The 18833-nt window shown below is 71.3% G+C and carries 20 protein-coding genes and 1 riboswitch; of the genes, 11 read left to right on the forward strand and 9 right to left on the reverse strand.

The annotated features are described in order from the left end of the window. Window positions 1-120 precede the first annotated feature (120 nt). Window positions 121-861 (reverse strand): MerR family transcriptional regulator, encoded by a 741-nt coding sequence (locus AB0J42_RS03920; protein ID WP_364288583.1) that lies wholly within the window; start codon window positions 859-861, stop codon window positions 121-123. Between the two features lie 108 nt (window positions 862-969). Here AB0J42_RS03920 and AB0J42_RS03925 point away from each other — a divergent pair, with 108 nt between their 5' ends. The 4 genes from AB0J42_RS03925 (at window position 970) to AB0J42_RS03940 (ending at window position 5306) form a co-directional block, all read left to right on the forward strand. Next, window positions 970-3261: an excinuclease ABC subunit UvrA gene (locus AB0J42_RS03925; RefSeq protein ID WP_364288585.1), complete on the forward strand. Its 2292-nt coding sequence runs from the start codon at window positions 970-972 to the stop codon at window positions 3259-3261. Window positions 3262-3307: 46 nt separating this feature from the next. Then, the gene (locus tag AB0J42_RS03930; RefSeq protein ID WP_364288587.1) at window positions 3308-4093 is read left to right on the forward strand and encodes an aminoglycoside phosphotransferase family protein; all 786 of its coding nucleotides are present in this window, start codon (window positions 3308-3310) and stop codon (window positions 4091-4093) included. A gap of 66 nt (window positions 4094-4159) precedes the next feature. Beyond that, the gene (locus AB0J42_RS03935; RefSeq protein WP_364288589.1) at window positions 4160-4612 is read left to right on the forward strand and encodes a pyridoxamine 5'-phosphate oxidase family protein; all 453 of its coding nucleotides are present in this window, start codon (window positions 4160-4162) and stop codon (window positions 4610-4612) included. Window positions 4613-4886: 274 nt separating this feature from the next. Beyond that, window positions 4887-5306 (forward strand): SRPBCC family protein, encoded by a 420-nt coding sequence (locus tag AB0J42_RS03940; RefSeq protein ID WP_364288591.1) that lies wholly within the window; start codon window positions 4887-4889, stop codon window positions 5304-5306. Window positions 5307-5435: 129 nt separating this feature from the next. Here the strand turns inward: AB0J42_RS03940 and AB0J42_RS03945 are convergent, their stop codons facing one another. The 6 genes from AB0J42_RS03945 to AB0J42_RS03970 all read right to left on the reverse strand — a co-directional run bounded on the left by AB0J42_RS03945 (window position 5436) and on the right by AB0J42_RS03970 (window position 9690). Next, window positions 5436-5594, reverse strand: coding sequence for a hypothetical protein (locus AB0J42_RS03945; protein WP_364288593.1), 159 nt, complete (start codon window positions 5592-5594; stop codon window positions 5436-5438). 350 nt (window positions 5595-5944) lie between these two features. After that, on the reverse strand, window positions 5945-6430 hold the full coding sequence (locus tag AB0J42_RS03950; protein ID WP_364288595.1) for a hypothetical protein: 486 nt from the start codon (window positions 6428-6430) through the stop codon (window positions 5945-5947). A gap of 161 nt (window positions 6431-6591) precedes the next feature. Further along, window positions 6592-7023, reverse strand: a complete 432-nt coding sequence (locus AB0J42_RS03955; RefSeq protein ID WP_364288597.1) for a hypothetical protein — start codon at window positions 7021-7023, stop codon at window positions 6592-6594. After that, entirely contained in the window at window positions 7020-8375 is a 1356-nt protein-coding gene (locus AB0J42_RS03960; RefSeq protein WP_364288599.1) for a serine hydrolase domain-containing protein, read from the reverse strand. Before AB0J42_RS03960 ends, AB0J42_RS03955 begins: the two co-directional genes overlap by 4 nt. A 22-nt stretch (window positions 8376-8397) precedes the next feature. Beyond that, a complete protein-coding gene (locus AB0J42_RS03965) occupies window positions 8398-9345 on the reverse strand; it encodes a hypothetical protein (protein ID WP_364288601.1) in 948 nt (315 codons plus the stop codon). Between the two features lie 30 nt (window positions 9346-9375). Further along, window positions 9376-9690 (reverse strand): SMR family transporter, encoded by a 315-nt coding sequence (locus AB0J42_RS03970; protein ID WP_364288603.1) that lies wholly within the window; start codon window positions 9688-9690, stop codon window positions 9376-9378. A gap of 35 nt (window positions 9691-9725) precedes the next feature. Next, window positions 9726-9786: riboswitch (guanidine-III (ykkC-III) riboswitch) on the reverse strand. Between the two features lie 99 nt (window positions 9787-9885). On the opposite strand from AB0J42_RS03970, the gene AB0J42_RS03975 reads away from it, so the two are divergent. Together AB0J42_RS03975 and AB0J42_RS03980 are read left to right on the forward strand one after the other, a co-directional pair. Next, window positions 9886-12123: an ATP-dependent RecD-like DNA helicase gene (locus tag AB0J42_RS03975; protein WP_364288605.1), complete on the forward strand. Its 2238-nt coding sequence runs from the start codon at window positions 9886-9888 to the stop codon at window positions 12121-12123. A gap of 120 nt (window positions 12124-12243) precedes the next feature. After that, the gene (locus tag AB0J42_RS03980; protein ID WP_364288607.1) at window positions 12244-13431 is read left to right on the forward strand and encodes an Ig-like domain-containing protein; all 1188 of its coding nucleotides are present in this window, start codon (window positions 12244-12246) and stop codon (window positions 13429-13431) included. A gap of 6 nt (window positions 13432-13437) precedes the next feature. Here the strand turns inward: AB0J42_RS03980 and AB0J42_RS03985 are convergent, their stop codons facing one another. Beyond that, window positions 13438-14391 carry a radical SAM protein gene (locus tag AB0J42_RS03985; RefSeq protein ID WP_364288609.1) on the reverse strand — a complete coding sequence of 318 codons (954 nt, stop codon included), beginning with the start codon at window positions 14389-14391 and terminating at the stop codon, window positions 13438-13440. Between the two features lie 96 nt (window positions 14392-14487). Between AB0J42_RS03985 and AB0J42_RS03990 the strand changes: the two genes are divergently transcribed. From AB0J42_RS03990 to AB0J42_RS04005, 4 genes are all read left to right on the forward strand, one after another. Further along, a complete protein-coding gene (locus tag AB0J42_RS03990; protein ID WP_364288611.1) occupies window positions 14488-14811 on the forward strand; it encodes a multidrug efflux SMR transporter in 324 nt (107 codons plus the stop codon). 21 nt (window positions 14812-14832) lie between these two features. Continuing rightward, window positions 14833-15387, forward strand: a complete 555-nt coding sequence (locus tag AB0J42_RS03995) for a GNAT family N-acetyltransferase (protein WP_364288613.1) — start codon at window positions 14833-14835, stop codon at window positions 15385-15387. After that, window positions 15384-15674, forward strand: coding sequence for a DUF952 domain-containing protein (locus AB0J42_RS04000; RefSeq protein WP_364288615.1), 291 nt, complete (start codon window positions 15384-15386; stop codon window positions 15672-15674). The genes AB0J42_RS03995 and AB0J42_RS04000 overlap by 4 nt, the downstream gene beginning before the upstream one ends. 863 nt (window positions 15675-16537) lie before the next feature. Then, on the forward strand, window positions 16538-16783 hold the full coding sequence (locus tag AB0J42_RS04005) for a hypothetical protein (RefSeq protein ID WP_364288617.1): 246 nt from the start codon (window positions 16538-16540) through the stop codon (window positions 16781-16783). Between the two features lie 71 nt (window positions 16784-16854). Here AB0J42_RS04005 and AB0J42_RS04010 read toward each other — a convergent pair whose 3' ends face one another. Continuing rightward, the gene (locus AB0J42_RS04010) at window positions 16855-17229 is read right to left on the reverse strand and encodes a hypothetical protein (protein ID WP_364288619.1); all 375 of its coding nucleotides are present in this window, start codon (window positions 17227-17229) and stop codon (window positions 16855-16857) included. A gap of 22 nt (window positions 17230-17251) precedes the next feature. On the opposite strand from AB0J42_RS04010, the gene AB0J42_RS04015 reads away from it, so the two are divergent. Then, entirely contained in the window at window positions 17252-18781 is a 1530-nt protein-coding gene (locus AB0J42_RS04015) for a UDP-N-acetylglucosamine 1-carboxyvinyltransferase (RefSeq protein WP_364288621.1), read from the forward strand. Window positions 18782-18833: the final 52 nt, after the last annotated feature.

The raw sequence follows: 18833 nt of genomic DNA on the forward strand, positions 1-18833 counted from the left end.
CACGGTCGCGCACGCGCGAACGATCAGCACCTCCAGCCGGCCGCGGTCCGTCATCGCCACCCGTCCGTGACCGGCGTCCGGTTCGTCCGCGCCCGCGTACGCGCCCCTCGCCGGCGCAGGTCAAGAGCTGTTTCCCCCGGCACCCTCCGGCTCGGTCGCGGGTGCCGGGTCATCGCCGTCCAGGTAGGCGTGCAGGCGGGCGGCACCGGCCAGCATCGCGGCGGTGCGGGCGGTCAGTTCCTGGCGGCGGCGGGCGATGGCCGCGCGCAGGGCGTCGCTGCTGCCGGTGCGGCGCAGCCCGTCGAGGACGGGCCTGATCTGGGGGAGCGGGTGACGGGCCTGCCGCAACATGAAGATCATGCGGGCGTCGCGTACGTCGGACGGCCCGTACAGCCGGTAGCCGGTGCCGGGCTCGCGGCGGGGCGCCAGCAGCCCCTCCGCCTCCCACACCCGCAGCGCCGAGGCCCGCACCCCGAGATGGCGGGCGACCTCGCCGATGCGCAAATCCCCGCGCGGGACGGCGGCCCGGCCCTCGCTCACCTGCTCCAGGGCGCGGCCGGTCGACTCCAGGGCCTCCCGCTGATCGTGCAGGCCGGCGTGACCCGCGTCGACGAGCGCCAGCGCCCGCGGCACGTCACCGGCGTGCACGGCCTGCATGATCGCCCGGGCGGCGTCCCAGCCGTGCCCCGCGGCCAGCGCCCGGTAGGTGAGCAGCGCCTCCCGGTGACGGACGCCGAAACGGCGGTAACCGGCCGGGGTACGCGGAGTGGGCGGCAGGATGCCGGAATCGGCGTAGTTGCGGATCTGCTGGGTCGACAGGCCCGCGATCCGCGCCAGGTCGATGGGCCGCAACCGGCACACCCCGCCTTCCACATCAGGGGCTACGTCGGACTTTAAGGTTATCGCCGCCTATCCTGGCCATTCGCCGCAGAACCTTCCACTGGATACTTCAATGACAGACTTGATGCCATGACCATCGCCGAGGATCTGCGCACCACCGACCACCGCGCCGCCGACAGTCACGACCACATCCAGGTACGCGGCGCCCGCGAGAACAACCTGGCCGGGATCTCGCTCGACATCCCGAAGCGGCGGCTGAGCGTGTTCACCGGCGTGTCCGGCTCCGGCAAGTCGTCGCTGGTCTTCGACACCATCGCCGCCGAGTCCAGGCGGCTGATCAACGAGACGTACACGGCGTTCATCCAGGGCTTCATGCCGCCGCTGAACCGCCCCGACGTCGACGCCCTGCACAACCTGAGCGCGGCCATCATCGTCGACCAGGAACGGATGGGCGCCAACGCCCGCTCCACCGTCGGCACCGCCACCGACACGTACACGATGCTGCGGCTGGTGTTCAGCCGCATCGCCACCCCGCACGTCGGCCCCGCCTACGCCTTCAGCTTCAACACCCCGCAAGGCATGTGCCCATCCTGCGAGGGACTGGGCCACATCACCGACATCGACGTGGACGAACTGGTCGACCGGGAGCTGTCGCTCAACGAGGGCGCGATCAAGGCGCCCGGCTTCGCCGTCGACTCCTGGTACTGGCAGGTGATGGCGAACTCCGGCTTCTACGACCCCGCCGTGAAACTGAAGGACTTCACGCCCCAGCAGTGGGAGGACCTGCTGCACAAGCCGACCACCAAGGTCAAGGTCGGCACCAGCAACCTCACCTACGAAGGGCTCGTCGTCCGGGTGCGCAAGCAGTACCTGGGCAAGGACCGCGAGTCGCTGAAAGGCCAGCAGCGCGCCTTCGCCGACCGGGCGATCAAGCTGGTGCGCTGCCCAGACTGCGACGGCGCCCGCATCAACGAGGCCGCCCGCTCGGCCCGCATCGACGGCCTCAACATCGCCGAATGCTCGGCCATGCAGATCGACGAGCTGGCCGCCTTCCTGCGCCGCATCGACGACCGCACGGTCGGCCCGGCGCTGGCCACCCTGCTGGCCACCCTCGACTCCCTGGTCGAGATCGGCCTGGGCTACCTCAGCCTGGACCGCGAGTCGGCCACCCTGTCCGGCGGCGAGGCCCAGCGCGTCAAAATGGTGCGCCACCTCAACTCCAGCCTGTCGGACGCCACCTACGTCTTCGACGAGCCCACCGCCGGGCTGCACCCGCACGACATCCAGCGCATGAACGAACTGCTCATCAAGCTGCGCGACAAGGGCAACACCGTGCTCGTGGTCGAGCACAAACCCGAGATGATCGCCATCGCCGACTTCGTCGCCGACCTGGGCCCGGGCGCCGGCTCACACGGCGGCAGGCTCTGCTACACCGGCGACCTGGCAGGCCTGCGCGCCTCCGGCACCCTCACCGGCCGCTACCTCGACCACCGCGTCTCGCTGCGGGAGAAGGTACGCGAGCCGTCCGGCTGGCTGCCCATCCGCGGCGCGAACCTGCACAACCTGCGCGACGTCGACGTCGACCTGCCGCTCGGCGTGCTCACCGTCGTCACCGGGGTGGCCGGATCGGGCAAGAGCAGCCTCATCCACGGCTACGTCGCCGGCCGCGACGGCGTCGTCGTGGCCGACCAGTCACCCATCCGCGGCTCACGCCGCAGCAACCCCGCCACCTACACCGGCCTGCTCGACCCGATCCGGGCGGCCTTCGCCAAGGCCAACGGGGTCAAGCCGGCCCTGTTCTCGGCCAACTCCGAAGGCGCCTGCCCGGCCTGCAAGGGCATCGGCCTCATCTACACCGACCTGGCCATGATGGCCGGCGTGTCCACCGTCTGCGAAGACTGCGAAGGCAAGCGCTTCACCCCCGAAGTCCTCGCCTACCGGCTGCGCGGCAAGAACATCAGCGAGGTGCTGGAGATGCCGGTCGCCGAGGCCGCCGAATTCTTCACCACCGGCCAGGCCAAGACCATCCTGGACCGGCTGCAGGCGGTCGGCCTCGGCTACCTGGGGCTGGGCCAGCCGCTCACCACGCTGTCGGGCGGCGAGCGGCAGCGCCTGAAGCTGGCGGTCCACATGGCCAGGAACGGCTCCACCTACGTGCTCGACGAGCCCACCACCGGCCTGCACCTGGCCGACGTCGACCATCTGCTGGGCCTGCTGGACCGGCTGGTCGACGACGGCAACACGGTGATCGTGATCGAGCACCACCAGGCGGTGATGGCACACGCCGACTGGATCGTCGACCTGGGCCCCGGCGCGGGTCACGACGGCGGCCGGGTCGTCTTCACCGGCAGGCCCGCCGACCTGGTGGCCTCGGGCGACTCGCTGACGGCCCGCCACCTGCGCGCCTACGTCGGCCGGTAGCCCGCCCTCCCGGCCGCGGTCTCGTCCTGATCATTACGATCGGGCCATGCGACTGCTGGGCACCGGCCGCACGGCCGACGTGTACGCGCTGGACGAGAACCGGGTGCTGCGCCGCTACCGCACCGGCCTGACGGCGGCCGGCGAGGCGGCGGTGATGACACACCTGGCCGCGGCGGGCTACCCGGTGCCGCCCGCCGAGCCGGGCCCCCTGCCCACCGACCTGGTCATGCCACGCCTGCAGGGCCCCACGATGCTGGCGGCCCTGCTGCACGGGCAGATGACGGCCCGGACGGCGGGGGAGACCCTGGCCGGGCTGCTGGAAAAGCTGCACGCGCTCCCCGCGCGCCTGGCCGCCCGCCCCGGCGACCGCATCCTCCACCTTGACCTGCACCCGGACAACGTGCTGCTGACCCCGGACGGCCCCATGGTGATCGACTGGACCAACAGCCAGGAAGGCCCGCCCGGCCTGGACTGGGCGATGTCGGCGCTGATCCTGGCCCAGGCGGCGACCGTGCTGCTCACCGGAGAGGACCTCCTGCCCGACGGGCTGCGCGCCGGACAGGACCTCCCGCTCGACGGTCCCGCCGACGTGCTGCGGACCGGAGAGAACCTTCCGCCCGAGGGTCCCGCCGACCAGGAGAACCTGGCCGGCGAGGTGCGGACCCTGCTGACCGCCCTGACCGGCGCGGCCGGGCGGGAACGGCTGGAAGCATGGCTGCCGCAGGCGGTGGAGCGGCGGGCCGCGGACCCGACGATGTCGGCGCTGGAGGTGTCCTGCCTGGAGGAGGCCGCCGCCCTGGTCCTGCAGACCGCGCCAGGCGACCGGCCGTGACGTCGCCCCGCGCACCCGGCCCGTGCCAAGGTGGTGATCCACACCTGATCCACGACAGAAAGGCCCATGCCGATGCCCCGCACCCGCCCGGAACGGAAGAAGGACACGCTGCTGCGGCTGGAGAACGACGTCGACGCCTGGGTGGCCACCGCGGGCGTCGACGGCGAAGGGCCGTGCATGGTGCCGCTGTCGTTCCTGTGGGACGGCGAGACACTGCTGATCTCCACGGCCGCGGCGTCCCCGACCGCGCGCAACCTGCTCGCCGACCCCCGGGTCCGGATCGGCGTGGGACTGACACGCGACGTGGTGCTCATCGACGGGACCGCGCAGACGGTCCGGCCCGGGGAACTGTCCCAGGAGACGGGTGACGCGTTCGCCGCCAAGACCGGTTTCGACCCGCGCACCCTCTCCTCGCCGTACCTGTACTTCCGGGTCCGCCCGGTCTGGGTGCGGGCGTGGCGTGAAGAGGACGAGCTGGCGGGCCGCGACCTCATGCGCGAGGGCCGCTGGCTGGACTGACCGCCGCTTCGCTCGTACGGAACATCCGGTTCTCGTGCGTACGAATAACGCACGGACGCAAGCGGCGGCCCGCACGAGAGGGACGCTGCATGCCCCAGCGGGCACAACACCGGACCACGAGCGGTGAAAAGGCGGTTTGCCCGGGTCACAGGAAGAGCAGAGGGCAGGTTCGGCCCTCCGGGCACAAGCAGGTTCGGGCGAGAACGGACACCGGAGTTCACCACCGGGGAACGCCGGAGTGCACCGCCGGGAACGGCGGAGGAGGGGAGGGACGGTGGACGGTTACGTGTACGCGGCCGCGCAGGCGCGGGTGGCGGCACCGCCGGAGCAGGTGTTCGCGCTGGTGACGGACTGGCCGCGGCACCGGGAGTGGATGGTGCTGACGTCGGCGCGGCAGGTCGGCGACCGGGTGGAGGCGTTCACGGGGGTGGGCCCGCTGAGGTTCCTCGACGTGATGACGATCAGCCGGTGGGAGCCGCCGCACGTGGTGGAGATGCGGCACGTGGGCCGGTTGGTGCGCGGCGACGGGGTGATCCGGGTACAGCCGTACGAGGGCGGCAGCCGCGTGATCTGGGCCGAGCGGCTGCACCCGCCGCTGGGACCGGTGGGGCGGCTGCTGTGGCCGCTGGCCCGTCCGGTGGTGAACGCGCTGGCCCGGCTGTCGCTACACAGGCTGGCCCGGCTGCTCGCTTGACCGGCCGCCGATGCTGCGCAGGTCGGCCCGCCTTCCTCACCGGCCGCTGGCCGGGTCGGCCCGCCTCCTTCGACTGGCCGCTGATGCTACGCGGCCTGGCCCGCCTCCTCACCGGCCGCAGCCGCTGCCCTACCCCGGCCGCTCAATGGGAGCCTGACCTGGCAGGGTCAACGGCGGGGGCCGCCGCGGCGCGGCCGGTGGCGGGACCCAGAGCGCGGCGGCGGCCACCACCGCGCAGAACAGCAGCAGCACACCGGCCAGGATCTCCAGCAGCACGATGATCGACATGAGGACTTCCCCCTCGGCCTGGCGCGGATCGCGGCCACGAGGACGAAGGTCTTCCCGCACCCTCCGCCGCAGTGGGGCGGCAGGGCCATCCGGCCGGGCCTCCCCCGGCGCGGAGACCGTGCTGACGGCCGGGATGTCGGACGGCGGGTACTCCCCTTACGCGCTCCTTCCACTATCAGCTCCGCCCGCCATGCAGGTCAACGCCCGCACCGGCAAAGCCGAGGGGAAGGAGAGCCGGACGACGGGCGCGGGAGCCGAGAACCGCCGCAGACGCCGAGCAATAGACAGTCCCGGACGCCAGCGAGAGACGACCGGGACCTGTCCTGCCGTGCCCCGTGCGGGGGACAAGCTCAGATGTGGCGGCGCACGAACCCGGTGATGAGCGCGGCGACCTCGGCGGGCCGCTCCGCGACCATGCCGTGCCCCGCGTCGATCTCACACACCTCGACCGAGGGCCGGTCGGCGGCCAAGGCGGCCAGGGTGCGCCGCAGCCCCGCCCGGTAGGCGTCCATGAGCGGGACCAGGGGCGGCGGGACGGGCGGGTTGCGAATGGCGTTGACGACGAGGAACTGCACGGCGACCCGGCGGAAGACGGGCAGCGCGTCGGCGAACCCGGGCAGGGCGCGCAGCGCGGCGGTCACCTCCGGCCCGGGCCGCAGCCGCCACCCGTCCCCGCCGCGGCGCAGGTTGCGCCGCAGCGACTCCACCCAGGCGCCGGGGTCGGCGTCCTGGGCGGCGGCGAAGGCGCGCTCCCCGTCGAGGAACTCCTCGCCCCAGCCGGTCCACGACGTGTTCCAGGTCGCCCAGCACGGCCTCCCACGTCCACGGCCCGTCACCGGAGCGGCCGTGACCGCGCAGATCGACCGCCACCGGCCGCACCCCCTCCAGGAAGGGGATCCCCTGCCGCCAGTTGAGCAGGTTGCCGCCGGCCCCGCGGAGCAGCAGCAGCGGCGGCCCGTCGCCGCCGTGGCCGTGCACGGCGATGGGGATGGCGCCGTCAAGAATCGTCTCCATGCGTCTCTCCGGGGTCGAGCCGTTCGCGGACCGAGCCGGTGGTGACGCCCCCGTCCGGGTGGCGGCGGAGCTCGCCGCGCCGCACCAGGTCGTGCACGCCCTGACGGGTGATGCCGAGCATCGCCCCGGCGACCGCGTACGGGACGCGTTCGGCGGAGGGATGGCCGAGACGCCGGGCGATCGCCCGGCCCAGGGGAGTGCGCCACCATTCGGGCGGCGGGTCGAAGGCGGCGTCGCCGGGATACAGGACCGAAATCAGCCGCGCGCCGGTGTGGACGGCGCGCGGCCGGTCGGGCCCGAGCAGGCCGGCCGCCCACGTGGCGGCCTCGCGGCGGGCCCGTTCGCGCAGCTCCGCCGCCGCCTGCGGCACGTGGTCGCCGAGCAGGATGTCCAGCGAGTCGACGTCCGGCGTCAAGGAGCGGGGGTGTGCCAGTCCCCGACCTCTCCCGGTACCGGAGCCTGCGGAGCGTACGGCTCGCGGGTGAACACGAACGTGTTCAGATCCAGATGATCGGCCGCCACCCGCAGCGTCTCACCCGCGTAATAGCCGTCCAGCCCCAGCCACGTCCCGTCGTCCTGCGGCACGAACCGCGAGGCCCGCCCGCCGCCCGACACCGGCGCCAGCGACAGCATCCGATCGGGCAGCAGCCGCAGCGTGTACGGGACCGGCCCCCAGTGCCACAGCCCCGTCAGCGCCAGCAGCTCGGGGTCGGCCCCGCCCGGCCGCCACTCCGCCGGCAGCCGCGGCTCCAGCTCCTCCACGATGTCCAGCAGGTCGAACAGCAGGGCCCGGCTCACCCCCGAGGTCGCGTTCGCCAGATACAGCACCGCCGTCGCGTCCGCCGGATCGGCCCACACCCCGGCCAGGAACCCCGGCATCGACCCGCCGTGCCCGGCCAGCCGCCGCCCCCGGTGCCGGGCCAGCTGCAGCCCCAGCCCGAACCCGCCCGTCCAGGCGTCGCCGTCGTCGACCGCGGCCGGCTCGCGCATCTCCGCCAGCGTGCCCGCCGCCAGCACCTCTTCGCAGCCGCCGGTCAGGAACGCCGCCCACCGCGCCAGGTCACCGGCCGTCGACCACAGCTGCCCCGCCGGCGCCATCGCCCCGTGATCGTGCTCGGGCTCTTCCAGCAGCACGTCCGCGTACGGATGGACCGCGTACCCGGTCGCGTGCGGCGGGCGCGGCCGCGCGGTCGTGTCACGCATGCCGAGCGGCTCCAGCACCTCGGCCCGCACCGCCTCCAGCCACCCCATCCCGCGCAGCCGCGCGATCAGCTCACCGAGCAGCGCGTACCCCAGGTTCGAGTAGTGGAACCGGCGGCCCGCCCGGTGCCGCACCTGCTCCGGCCCGAGCCCGCCCAGCAGCTCACCGGCACCGACCCCGGGCGTGCGCTCCCACCACGCGGTGGGCGGCTCCGCGCTCAGCCCGCCGGTGTGCGACAGCAGCTGCGCCACACTCGCCTCACCCCCCGCCACCCCGCCCAGGTGCGCGCCGACCGGGTCGGACAGCTCCAGCAGCCCCTCGTCCCGCATCCGCATCACCACCACCGCCACCAGGCTCTTGGTGATCGACCCCACCCGGTACTGCGTCCGCTCCGTCGGCCCGCCGCCCGGCCCCCGCGGCCCGACCGTGCCGCCCCGGCCGCCGCGCCAGGCCACCTGCCCGTCCCGCACCACCGCCGCCACGATCGACGGGATACGCGACTCGCTCTGCTCGACGGCCAGCCGCCGCGTCAGCGCGCGTGCCGTCACCTGCCCCACCTGCGTCATGGGCACCCACCCTAAAGCCAGGTCAGCGCGGGGGAGCGGCGTCGAAGGCGTCCAGAATCAGCTCGGTCGCGTCCAGCCCCCGCGCCGTCGCCCCCAGCCGCGGCACCTCGATCGGCCCCGGCCAGGTATGCCCGCCCCCCTTGACCGTGTACAGCCGCACCGCCGCCCCCCGCTCGCACCCCTCCCACGCGCGCAGCGTCACCGACCGTACGGGCGAGCTCACGTCCGGGCGCGGGCAGCGCAGCGCCGCCGCCCACTCCTCGGCCGTCTCCCGCACCGGCGGAAGCTTCACCAGATCGGCCAGCTTCCGCAGATCACCGGAGGCGTCCCGCAGCGGATGCCCGCCCTCATATGGAACCGCCCGGTCGGCGGTCCCGTGAAAAGCCACCAGCGTCACCGGCGGCGGCGCCTGGCACGGCCGCACCAGGCTCAGCCCCGCCACGGCGGCCACCCCGGCCAGCCGCCCCTCCATCGCGCACGCCAGCGCCGCCGCCATCCCGCCCCCGTACGACAGCCCCGCCGCGAACTGACGCCGCCGGTCCACACACAGCCGCTGCTCCAGCCGGTCCAGCAACGCCCCCAGAAACCCCGTGTCGTCCGGCCCGAACCCGTGCGGCAGCGTCCACGCCATCCGGTCCGCGGCCACCTGCGGCGTCACCACCACATACCCCCGCGCCGCACCCCGGCGCGGCAACCGGCTGTAGGCGGCCTGCTCCCGCGCGCCCGAGCCCAGCCCGTGCAGGTTCAGCAGCACCGGATGCGGCCCCGCCCCCTCGGGCAGCGACAGCAGGAACACCCGCTCCTGCCCGCCGAACTCCATCGTGTGCCGCCCCGCGCCCAGCGAAGGCCCGCCCGCGCACCCGTCCGGCGGCGCGGCGGAGGCAGACGCCACCGGCTCAGGCGGCGGCTCCGCCACCGGCGAGCACCCCGCCACCAGCAGCAGCAGCGCCGCCGCGACGACGCCCCGCACGCGCCCGCCCAAGGCCACCCCCCGACACGTTCAGTGGACGAACCGCAGCCCCACCACACCCGACACGATCAGCACCAGGCACAGCAGCCGCGCCACGCTGACCGTCTCACCCAGGAACACCATCCCGTACACGGCGGTGCCGACCGCGCCGATCCCCACCCACACCGCGTACCCGGTGCCGACCGGGATCTCCCGCAGCGCGTACCCCAGCCCCACCATGCTCACCGTCATCGCGGTCAGGAACAGCAGGCTCGGCCGCAGCCGCGTCAACCCCTGCGAGGACGCCAGCGCCGCCGCCCACACCGCCTCCAGCAGACCCGACACCACGAGAACCAACCACGCCACGATGACGCGCACCTCCGCGAGAGAGCTGACCTGGGGCCACGTCGTCTTGTCTTGCCGGGTACGACGCGCTCGTCCGGGGCGGCGCGGGGCGAAAGGCCCGCAACGGCAGCCGCCGCCCACGCTACCAGCCCACCCACCGCCCGCTCACTCTGCTCTACTCTGGCCCCACATCCGGTTCGAAGAGAGGGTTGTCCGGTGCGTGAGGGTGCGACCAGTGTCCCTGCTACCCACCTCGAAGCCGTCCTCGAACGCATCACCTACGCCGACGAGGACAGCGGCTACACCATCGCCCGCGTGACCACCGGCCGCTCGGCCGAACTCCTCACCGTCGTCGGCCCCCTGCTCGGCGCCCAGGTGGGAGAGTCGCTCCGGCTCACCGGCCGCTGGACCTCCCACCCCCGCTACGGCCGCCAGTTCGAGGTCTGGTCCTACACCACCGTCCTGCCCGCCACCGTCCAGGGCATCCGCCGCTACCTCGGCTCCGGCCTCATCAAAGGCATCGGCCCCAAAATGGCCGAACGCATCGTCGACCACTTCGGCACCGACACCCTCGACGTCATCGAACACCACCCCGAACGCCTCACCGAAGTCCCCGGCCTCGGCCCCAAACGCACCCGCATGATCGCCGACGCCTGGGAAGAACAGAAAATCATCAAAGAAGTGATGATCTTCCTGCAGGGCGTCGGCGTGTCCACCTCCATCGCGGTGCGCATCTTCAAGCAGTACGGCGAACGCAGCGTCGAAGTCGTCCGCACCCAGCCCTACCGCCTGGCCGACGACGTGTGGGGGATCGGCTTCAAGACCGCCGACACCATCGCCCAGGCCGTCGGCATCCCGCACGACAGCCCCGAACGCGTCAAAGCCGGCCTGCGCTACACCCTGTCCCAGGCCGCCGACGACGGCCACTGCTACCTGCCCGCCCCCAACCTCACCGCCGACGCCGTCAAAATCCTCGACGTGCCCGCCCCGCTCACCGCCGCCTGCCTCGACGAGCTGGCCGCCGACCACGACGACGGCGGCAACGGGGGAGTGGTACGCGAACAGGTCCCCGCCGGCGACACCCACGTCCCCGCCGTCTACCTGCCGCCCTTCCACCGCGCCGAGCAGTCCCTCGCCGGCTCCCTGCTCACCCTCCTGCACAACAGCCACGACCGGCTCAAAGCCTTCGCCGACGTCGACTGGGAAAAAGCCGAAACCTGGCTGCGGCAGCGCACCGGCGCCGACCTGGCCGGCGAGCAGCGCCAGGCCGTCCGCCTCGCCCTCACCCAGAAGGTCGCCGTGCTCACCGGCGGCCCCGGCTGCGGCAAGAGCTTCACCGTCCGCTCCATCGTCACCCTCGCCCGCGCCAAAGGCGCCAAAGTCATCCTCGCCGCCCCCACCGGCCGCGCCGCCAAACGCCTGGCCGAACTCACCGGCCACGACGCCACCACCGTCCACCGGCTGCTGCAGCTGCGCCCCGGCGGCGACGCCGCCTACGACCGCGACAACCCCCTCGACGCCGACCTCGTCGTCGTCGACGAGGCCTCCATGCTCGACGTGCTGCTCGCCAACCGGCTGGTCAAGGCCGTCGCCCCCGGCGCCCACCTGCTGTTCGTCGGCGACGTCGACCAGCTTCCCTCCGTCGGCGCCGGCGAGGTCCTCAAAGACCTCCTCGCCGCCCCCGCCATTCCCCGCGTACGGCTCACCCAGGTCTTCCGCCAGGCCGCCGAATCCGGCGTCGTCGTCAACGCCCACCGCGTCAACACCGGCCTGCACCCCCAGCTCACCGGCCTCGACGACTTCTTCCTGTTCCCCTGCGAAGACCCCGAGGAGATCGCCGCCCTCACCGTCGACGTGGCCGCCCGCCGCATCCCGCGCCGCTTCCGCCTCGACCCGCGCCGCGACATCCAGGTGCTCGCCCCCATGCACCGCGGCCCGGCCGGGGCCGCCGCCCTCAACGCCGCCCTCCAGCAGGCCCTCACCCCCGCCCGCGACGGCCTGCCCGAACGCCGCCACGGCGGCCGCGTCTTCCGCGTCGGCGACAAGGTCACCCAGCTGCGCAACAACTACGACAAGGGCGCCGCCGGCGTCTTCAACGGCACCGTCGGCGTCGTCACCGACATCCGCCCCGACGACCATGCCCTGACCGTCCTGACCGACGAGGACGAGCACGTCGACTACGCCTTCGACGAACTCGACGAGCTCGCCCACGCCTACGCCGTCTCCATCCACCGCTCCCAGGGCAGCGAATACCCCGCCGTCGTCATCCCGCTGGCCACCAGCGCCTGGATGATGCTGCAGCGCAACCTCCTCTACACCGCCATCACCCGCGCCAAGCAGCTCGTCGTCATCGTCGGCTCCCGCCGCGCCCTGGCCCAGGCGGTGCGCACCCGCGGCGCCGGCCGCCGCCACACCGGCCTCACCCACCGCCTCACCCACCGCCTCACCCGCTGACCTGCGGATCACTCCGAGAAGTGATCTAAACGTGACTGAACTCTCCTAAACCAATGCTCGTCATACAGGCAGGAGCATTAAGGTCTTTTAGTGTTTGAAAGTACGTGGGGAGAGGTTCCGTTGACCAACACGACACCTTGGAGGAAGACCGCCACCGGCGTCGCCCTGCTCGCCGCCGCGACCCTCACCGCCTCCTGCTCCGCAGCCGGTGACACCCTTCCCGGCGCCTCCCAGGCCACCACCAGCGCCACCCCCGAACCCCCCACCATCACCATCACCCCCGCCCAGGGCAGCACCAAGGTCAACCCCGGCAAACGCGTCGTCGTCACCGCCGACGGCGGCACCCTCGACGAGGTCACCGTCGAAACCGGCGGCCAGGAGCTCGACGGCACCTTCAACGACGCCCGCACCAAGTGGGTCTCCAGGACCCCGCTCAAGCCGGCCACCGACTACAACGTCACCGCCACCGCCGGCGCCGCCACCGCCGCCAGCGCCTTCACCACCCGCAAACCCCAGCGCGTCCTGGAAATCACCGACGTCACCCCCAACATCAAGGGAGAGAAGGTCGGCGTCGGCATGCCGATCATGGTGCGGTTCAACCAGCCCATCGCCAACAAGGCCGCCGTCGAACGCGCCCTGCACGTCGAAGCCGAAAAGCCCGTCGACGGCGCCTGGCGCTGGATCGACGACTCCTACGCCATCTACCGCCCCGCCAAATACTGGGCCCCCCACCAGACCGTCACCTTCACCGCCGCACTCGAAGGCGTCAGGGCCGGCAAGAACATGTGGGGCATGAAGAACTACGACTACAAGATCAACATCGGCGACAAAATGGTCAGCAAGATCAACATCGCCAAACACGTGATGTACGTCTACCGCAACGGCAAACGCGTCCAGACCATGGCCATCAGCGCCGGCAAGGCCACCACCCGCGAATACACCACCACCAGCGGCATCCACCTCACCATGGAGCGCGCCAACCCCGTCCGCATGATCTCCCCAGGACGCGAAAAGGGCGACCCCGAATACTACGACGTCATGATCGACCACGCCGTCCGCATCTCCAGCAGCGGCGAATACATCCACGCCAAGGACAACATCTGGGCCCAAGGCCGCCAGAACGTCAGCCACGGCTGCATCAACGCCCGCCCCGACCAGGCCAAGTGGTACTACGACAACTCCCAGCGCGGCGACATCGTCGACATCACCGGCACCGACCGCCAGCTCGAATGGAACAACGGCTGGGGCTTCTGGCAGATGTCCTTCAAGGAATGGAAGAAGGGCAGCGCCCTCGTCAAGAAGAGCTGACCACCCTCACACCAGAGACAACTGCCCGAACCTCGGCCGGCGCGGCACCGCCTCACCCGGCCCGCACCGCAACCCGAACACCCGGCACAACTCGCCGATCTGCCCCAGAATCCGCCCCTCATAAGCGGGGGAGGGCAGCCCATCCCGCCCGTACAACTCCGCATAACGCCCCACCAGATGCGGATGCGCCGCCTCCAGCCACCCCCCGAACCACTCCCGCGTGCCCGCCGGCAACCGCAACACCACCGGCTCCACCTCACGCACCCCCGCCCGCGCGATCCGCCGCACCGTAGCCTCCAGCTGATCCGACCCATCCGTCAGCAACGGCAGCACCGGCCCCATCAGCACCCGGCAATCCACCCCCGCCTCCACCAGCGACGCCACCAGCTCCAGCCGCGCCTGCGCCCCCGCCGCCCCCGGCTCCACCACCCGCCGGATCCGCTCGTCCACGAACGCGATCGACACCGCCACCCGCACCCCCGACCCCGCCAGCACCCCCGCATCCCGCAACACCAGCGCACTACGCGTATACACCGTCGCCGGCACCCCCGCCTCCGCCAGCGCCGCCACCACCCCCGGCATCAACCGGTACGTCTCCTCCGCCGGCTGATAAGGATCACCACCCACCCCCACCGCCAGCGGCTCACCACCCCACCGCGCCAGCTCCGCCCGCAACCGCGCCACCGTGTTCGGCCGCACCACCACCCGCGAGTCGAAATCACGCCCCGCATCCAGCCCCAACCGGCGATGCCCCGCCCGCGCCCCGCACCCCAGGCACGCGTGCACACACCCCCGATACGGCGAAACCCCCCACCGCTGCGCGATCCCCGCCCCCACCGGCACCCGCTCGATCACCGTGCGCGCCTGCATCTCGAAGAAATCCCCGCGCCGCACGGCACGCCGCTCGATCAGCGGCCGCTCATCGGCCGCCTCCACCAGAGGCTGCGCGTCCCAACCCACGGCCCAAGTGGAACACGCATTCGACACCCTTTTCAACCCGGCCACCCCCCACACTGGACAGGCACACCCGCCACGATCCACCCGGGGAGGACACCCATGGCCTGGCTCCTGCTCACCCTCGCCATCGCCTTCGAAGTCACCGCCACCTCCGCACTCAAACTCAGCAACGGCTTCACCCACCCCGGCTGGACCCTCACCGCCGCCGCCGGCTACCTCGCCTCCTTCGCCCTCCTCGCCCAAGCCCTCAAACTCCACCTCGACATGGGCACCGCCTACGCCGTCTGGGCCGGCGCCGGCACCGCCGCCATCGCCCTCATCGGCGCCCTCCTCATGGGCGAAACCCTCACCCCACTCAAGATCGGCGGCATCCTCCTCATCATCGCCGGCGTCGTCACCCTCAACCTCGCCCAGACCACCTGACACCCACCTAGACTCCCTCCCGTGCTCAAACCCGCCTACCCCATCACCACCCCCCGCCTCACCCTCCGCCCCTTCACCCCAGCCGACCTCGACGACCTGCACGCCTACGAATCCCGCCCCGACGTCACCCGCTACCTCTACTGGGACCCCCGCGACCGCGACGCCACCCGCACCTTCCTCGACAAGAAAATCACCCGCACCGAACTCCACGACGAAGGCGACGCCCTCGACCTCGCCATCACCCACCGCCACACCGGCGCCCTCGTCGGCAACTGCCTGCTCCTGTGGACCAGCAAAGCCCACCGCCAAGGCGAAATCGGCTACATCCTCAACCCCGCCCACCACGGCCACGGCTACGCCACCGAAGCCGCCCGCGAAATGCTCCGCCTCGGCTTCGACGGCCTCAACCTCCACCGCATCACCGGCCGCCTCGACGCCCGCAACACCGCCAGCGCCCGCGTCCTCGAAAAACTCGGCATGCGCCGCGAAGCCCACCTCATCGACAACGAACACGTCAAAGGCGAATGGGCCTCAGAACTCATCTACGCCATACTCGCCCGAGAATGGACCCCATGATCCACCACCTCGCCCTCGCCACCGACTGGACCCGCGCCCAGCAGACGGGGGAGTACCGCATCTCCACCCTCGGCCGCACCCTCGACCAAGAAGGCTTCATCCACTGCAGCCGCGACGACGACCAGCTCCGCACCGTCCACGCCGCCTACTACAGCCACGTCACCGAACCCCTGCTCATCCTCGACATCGACCCCACCGGACTCGACATCAGACACGAGAACGGCTACCCCCACCTGTACGGGCCGCTCCCCGTCAACGCCGTCACCCGCACCCGCCCGTACCCCTGAACACGCGAAACGGCGAGCCCGCCACAGCAGACCCGCCGCCCCCCACACCGGCACCCCCAGACGCCGGCAACAAACCCCCCATCAGCGCGAAACCGGCACCCCCGGCCCCACCCGAGCCACCTGCGGCCGCCCCACCGGCTCACCAGCCCCCGGCACCGGCTGAGCCACCTGCTGCGGCTGCGGCACCTGCTGCCCAGCCCGCTGACGCACCTGCTCCACATGCGCGGCACGCCGCTCGGCACAACCACCGGGACAGTACCCGTTCGACAGGATCAACCGCCCACGCAACGGCGTATACGCCTCACGCCCATCCGCGGGAAGAACCCCCTGACACACCGGACATAACACAGACTCGATCCCCACGTACTGCTCCTCTCGCGGCGCGATAGCAGAAGACCACACTAAACGCCAACCCGAGCCGAAGACGAGGAATCAACCACAAGTCAACCCCGGAGTCAGCCATGCCTCACCCTCGGCGCGGCAGGGGAGAGACCCCGCGGAGAACACCCTCACAGCCCGCCCCACCAGCACCGTCAGTCCCTGGACCCCTACCTGAAGTCACCATCCCGGCACACCCTTCAGGTAACGCATCTCACACCCGGCTCGCGCGGCACGACGACAGGCCCCAGCCCGAAACCCGGAAAAGTCAGACCCCAAACCCGCCAGGGGGACCCCGAGTCACCGCCCAAGGGGAGACGGCATCAGCTCTACTTGACATAATGTTCATTATCAAGCAACCGCGGAAGCGGCCCAGACCACCGCAAACGACTCGTTCGTAGGACGCCCACACCGCACATCGCGACCGGCATCAAACCCACACGTCCTGACTCCCGCGCGGCGCCCCCTTTACGTACGATCGGCCTATGGGCAACTCCACCGGGGGCCTGATCGCGCTGACGTTCGTCGTCACGGTCGCGGTCATCTTCCTGATCATCATGGCGGTCCGGCTCACCAGGCGGCCCCGCAACCGTCCCTCCCCCCGGCAGGACGTGGTCGACCAGGCCCGCGAGCTCAAGGCGCTGGGCAAGATCCAGGAGGCGGTCTTTCTCGTACGAGGCGAAACCGGCATGAGCCACCGGGCCGCCACCCGCCTGGTCAACCGCCTCTAATCAGGACAAACCATCCCATACCAGACAGAAGGCGGATTCTGCCTGGTATCAGAATGTCCGTATTTATAGGGTCATGTCCGTTCAATCCTGCGCAAACCGTGCGCCGGCGTCCACCACTCCACCACCAGCACCGTCGCCGCCTCGTCCAGATGCGTGTGCACCACCTCCGCCACGTCCGCGCGGAACCGGTCGCCCTCCTCTCCCCCGCCCCCGGCCATGATCGCCCGGCCGGAGATCTTCGCCTCCCCCGGCCACAGCGCCTCCGACCCCTCGACCGGGTCGACGGTGGCGCTGTGCAGGGCGAACCGCGCATCGCGCCGCAGGTCCTCCCCCTTGCGGGACCCGAACACCAGCCGGCCGTCCTCGAAGGCCGCTTCGATGCCGGAATGGTGGCACCGGCGGGGGGTCGCGGCGCGTCGCCCCCATCTGACGTGAATGCATCTCATATGTGAGATAGGTTGGTGTGCTGTGTCAGACGACTATCTTGTGCGGATCGGCCGGCTGATCCGGGATGCGCGGCAGCACCGCGGGTGGACGCAGCTTCAGCTGGCGGACGCCCTGGCGACGAGCCAGAGCGCCATCAACCGGATCGAGCGGGGTAACCAGAACATCAGCCTTGAGATGATCGCCCGGATCGGCGAGGCGCTCGACAGTGAGATCGTCTCCCTGGGGTATGCGGGCCCGATGCATCTGCGGGTGGTGGGCGGGCGCCGGCTGTCGGGGAGCATCGCGGTCAAGACGTCGAAGAACGCCTGTGTGGCGTTGCTGTGCGCGTCGCTGCTGAATTCGGGGCGGACGATCCTGCGGAAGGTCGCCAGGATCGAGGAGGTCTACCGGATCCTGGAGGTGCTCGCGTCGATCGGGGTGCGGGCGCGGTGGATCAACGAGGGCAACGACCTGGAGATCGTGCCGCCGGCCCGGCTGGAGCTGGAGTCGATGGACACCGAGGCGGCGCGGCGCACCCGTAGTGTGATCATGTTCCTGGGTCCGCTGATGCACCGCACGGACGTGTTCCGGATTCCGTACGCGGGCGGGTGTGATCTGGGGACGCGGACGGTGCAGCCGCACATGTCGGCGTTGCAGCATTTCGGGCTGCACATCACGGCGACGGGTGGTTTCTATCACGCGCAGGTGGATCGGGGCGTGTCGCCGAAGCGGGCGATCGTGCTGACCGAGCGGGGCGACACGGTGACGGAGAACGCGCTGCTGGCGGCGGCGCGTCATGACGGGGTGACGGTGATCCGGAACGCCTCGTCGAACTACATGGTGCAGGACCTGTGTTTCTTCCTGGAGCAGCTCGGCGTCCGGGTGGAGGGTGTGGGGACGACCACGCTGACGGTGCACGGGGTGCCGGAGATCGACCGGGATGTGGACTATTCGCCGTCGGAGGATCCGGTGGAGGCGATGAGTCTGCTGGCGGCGGCGGTGGTGACGTCGTCGGAGCTGACGATCTGCCGGGTGCCGGTGGAGTTCCTGGAGATCGAGCTGGCGGTGCTGGAGGAGATGGGGCTCGATCACGACCGGGGTGAGGAGTACCGGGCGGCGAACGGGCGGACGCGGCTGGTGGATCTGACGGTGCGGCCGTCGAAGCTGGTCTCCCCCATCGACAAGATCCATCCGATGCCGTTCCCGGGGCTGAACATCGACAATGTGCCGTTCTTCGCGGCCATCGCGGCGTCGGCGGAGGGGTCGACGCTGATTCACGACTGGGTGTACGACAACCGGGCGATCTATCTGACGGAGCTGACGCGGCTGGGGGCGTCGGTGAAGCTGCTGGATCCGCATCGGGTGCTGGTGGAGGGGCCGACGCGGTGGCGGTCGGCGGAGATGATGTGCCCGCCGGCGCTGCGGCCTGCGGTGGTGGTGCTGCTGGCGATGATGGCGGCGGAGGGCACGTCGGTGCTGCGGAACGTGTATGTGATCAACCGGGGGTATGAGGATCTGGCGGAGCGGCTGAACGCGCTGGGGGCGCGGATCGAGACGTTCCGCGACATCTGAAAACTGTCGGCGGCGCCCGCTACGGTGTCCTTCTGCTGGATCTTGCCGGGTC

The sequence above is a fragment of the Nonomuraea sp. NPDC049649 genome (assembly GCF_040675175.1).
In the GTDB taxonomy this organism is placed as follows: Bacteria; Actinomycetota; Actinomycetes; order Streptosporangiales; family Streptosporangiaceae; genus Nonomuraea.

Bases quoted from the DNA above. Each gene is read 5' to 3' on its own strand.
- AB0J42_RS03960 (WP_364288599.1), bottom strand. From the start codon at position 8,375: ATGACGCAGGTGGGGCAGGTGACGGCACGCGCGCTGACGCGGCGGCTG.
- AB0J42_RS03925 (WP_364288585.1), top strand. From the start codon at position 970: ATGACCATCGCCGAGGATCTGCGCACCACCGACCACCGCGCCGCCGAC.
- AB0J42_RS03990 (WP_364288611.1), top strand. From the start codon at position 14,488: ATGGCCTGGCTCCTGCTCACCCTCGCCATCGCCTTCGAAGTCACCGCC.
- AB0J42_RS04005 (WP_364288617.1), top strand. From the start codon at position 16,538: ATGGGCAACTCCACCGGGGGCCTGATCGCGCTGACGTTCGTCGTCACG.
- AB0J42_RS04010 (WP_364288619.1), bottom strand. From the start codon at position 17,229: ATGAGATGCATTCACGTCAGATGGGGGCGACGCGCCGCGACCCCCCGC.
- AB0J42_RS03945 (WP_364288593.1), bottom strand. From the start codon at position 5,594: ATGTCGATCATCGTGCTGCTGGAGATCCTGGCCGGTGTGCTGCTGCTG.
- AB0J42_RS03930 (WP_364288587.1), top strand. From the start codon at position 3,308: ATGCGACTGCTGGGCACCGGCCGCACGGCCGACGTGTACGCGCTGGAC.
- AB0J42_RS03935 (WP_364288589.1), top strand. From the start codon at position 4,160: ATGCCGATGCCCCGCACCCGCCCGGAACGGAAGAAGGACACGCTGCTG.
- AB0J42_RS04000 (WP_364288615.1), top strand. From the start codon at position 15,384: ATGATCCACCACCTCGCCCTCGCCACCGACTGGACCCGCGCCCAGCAG.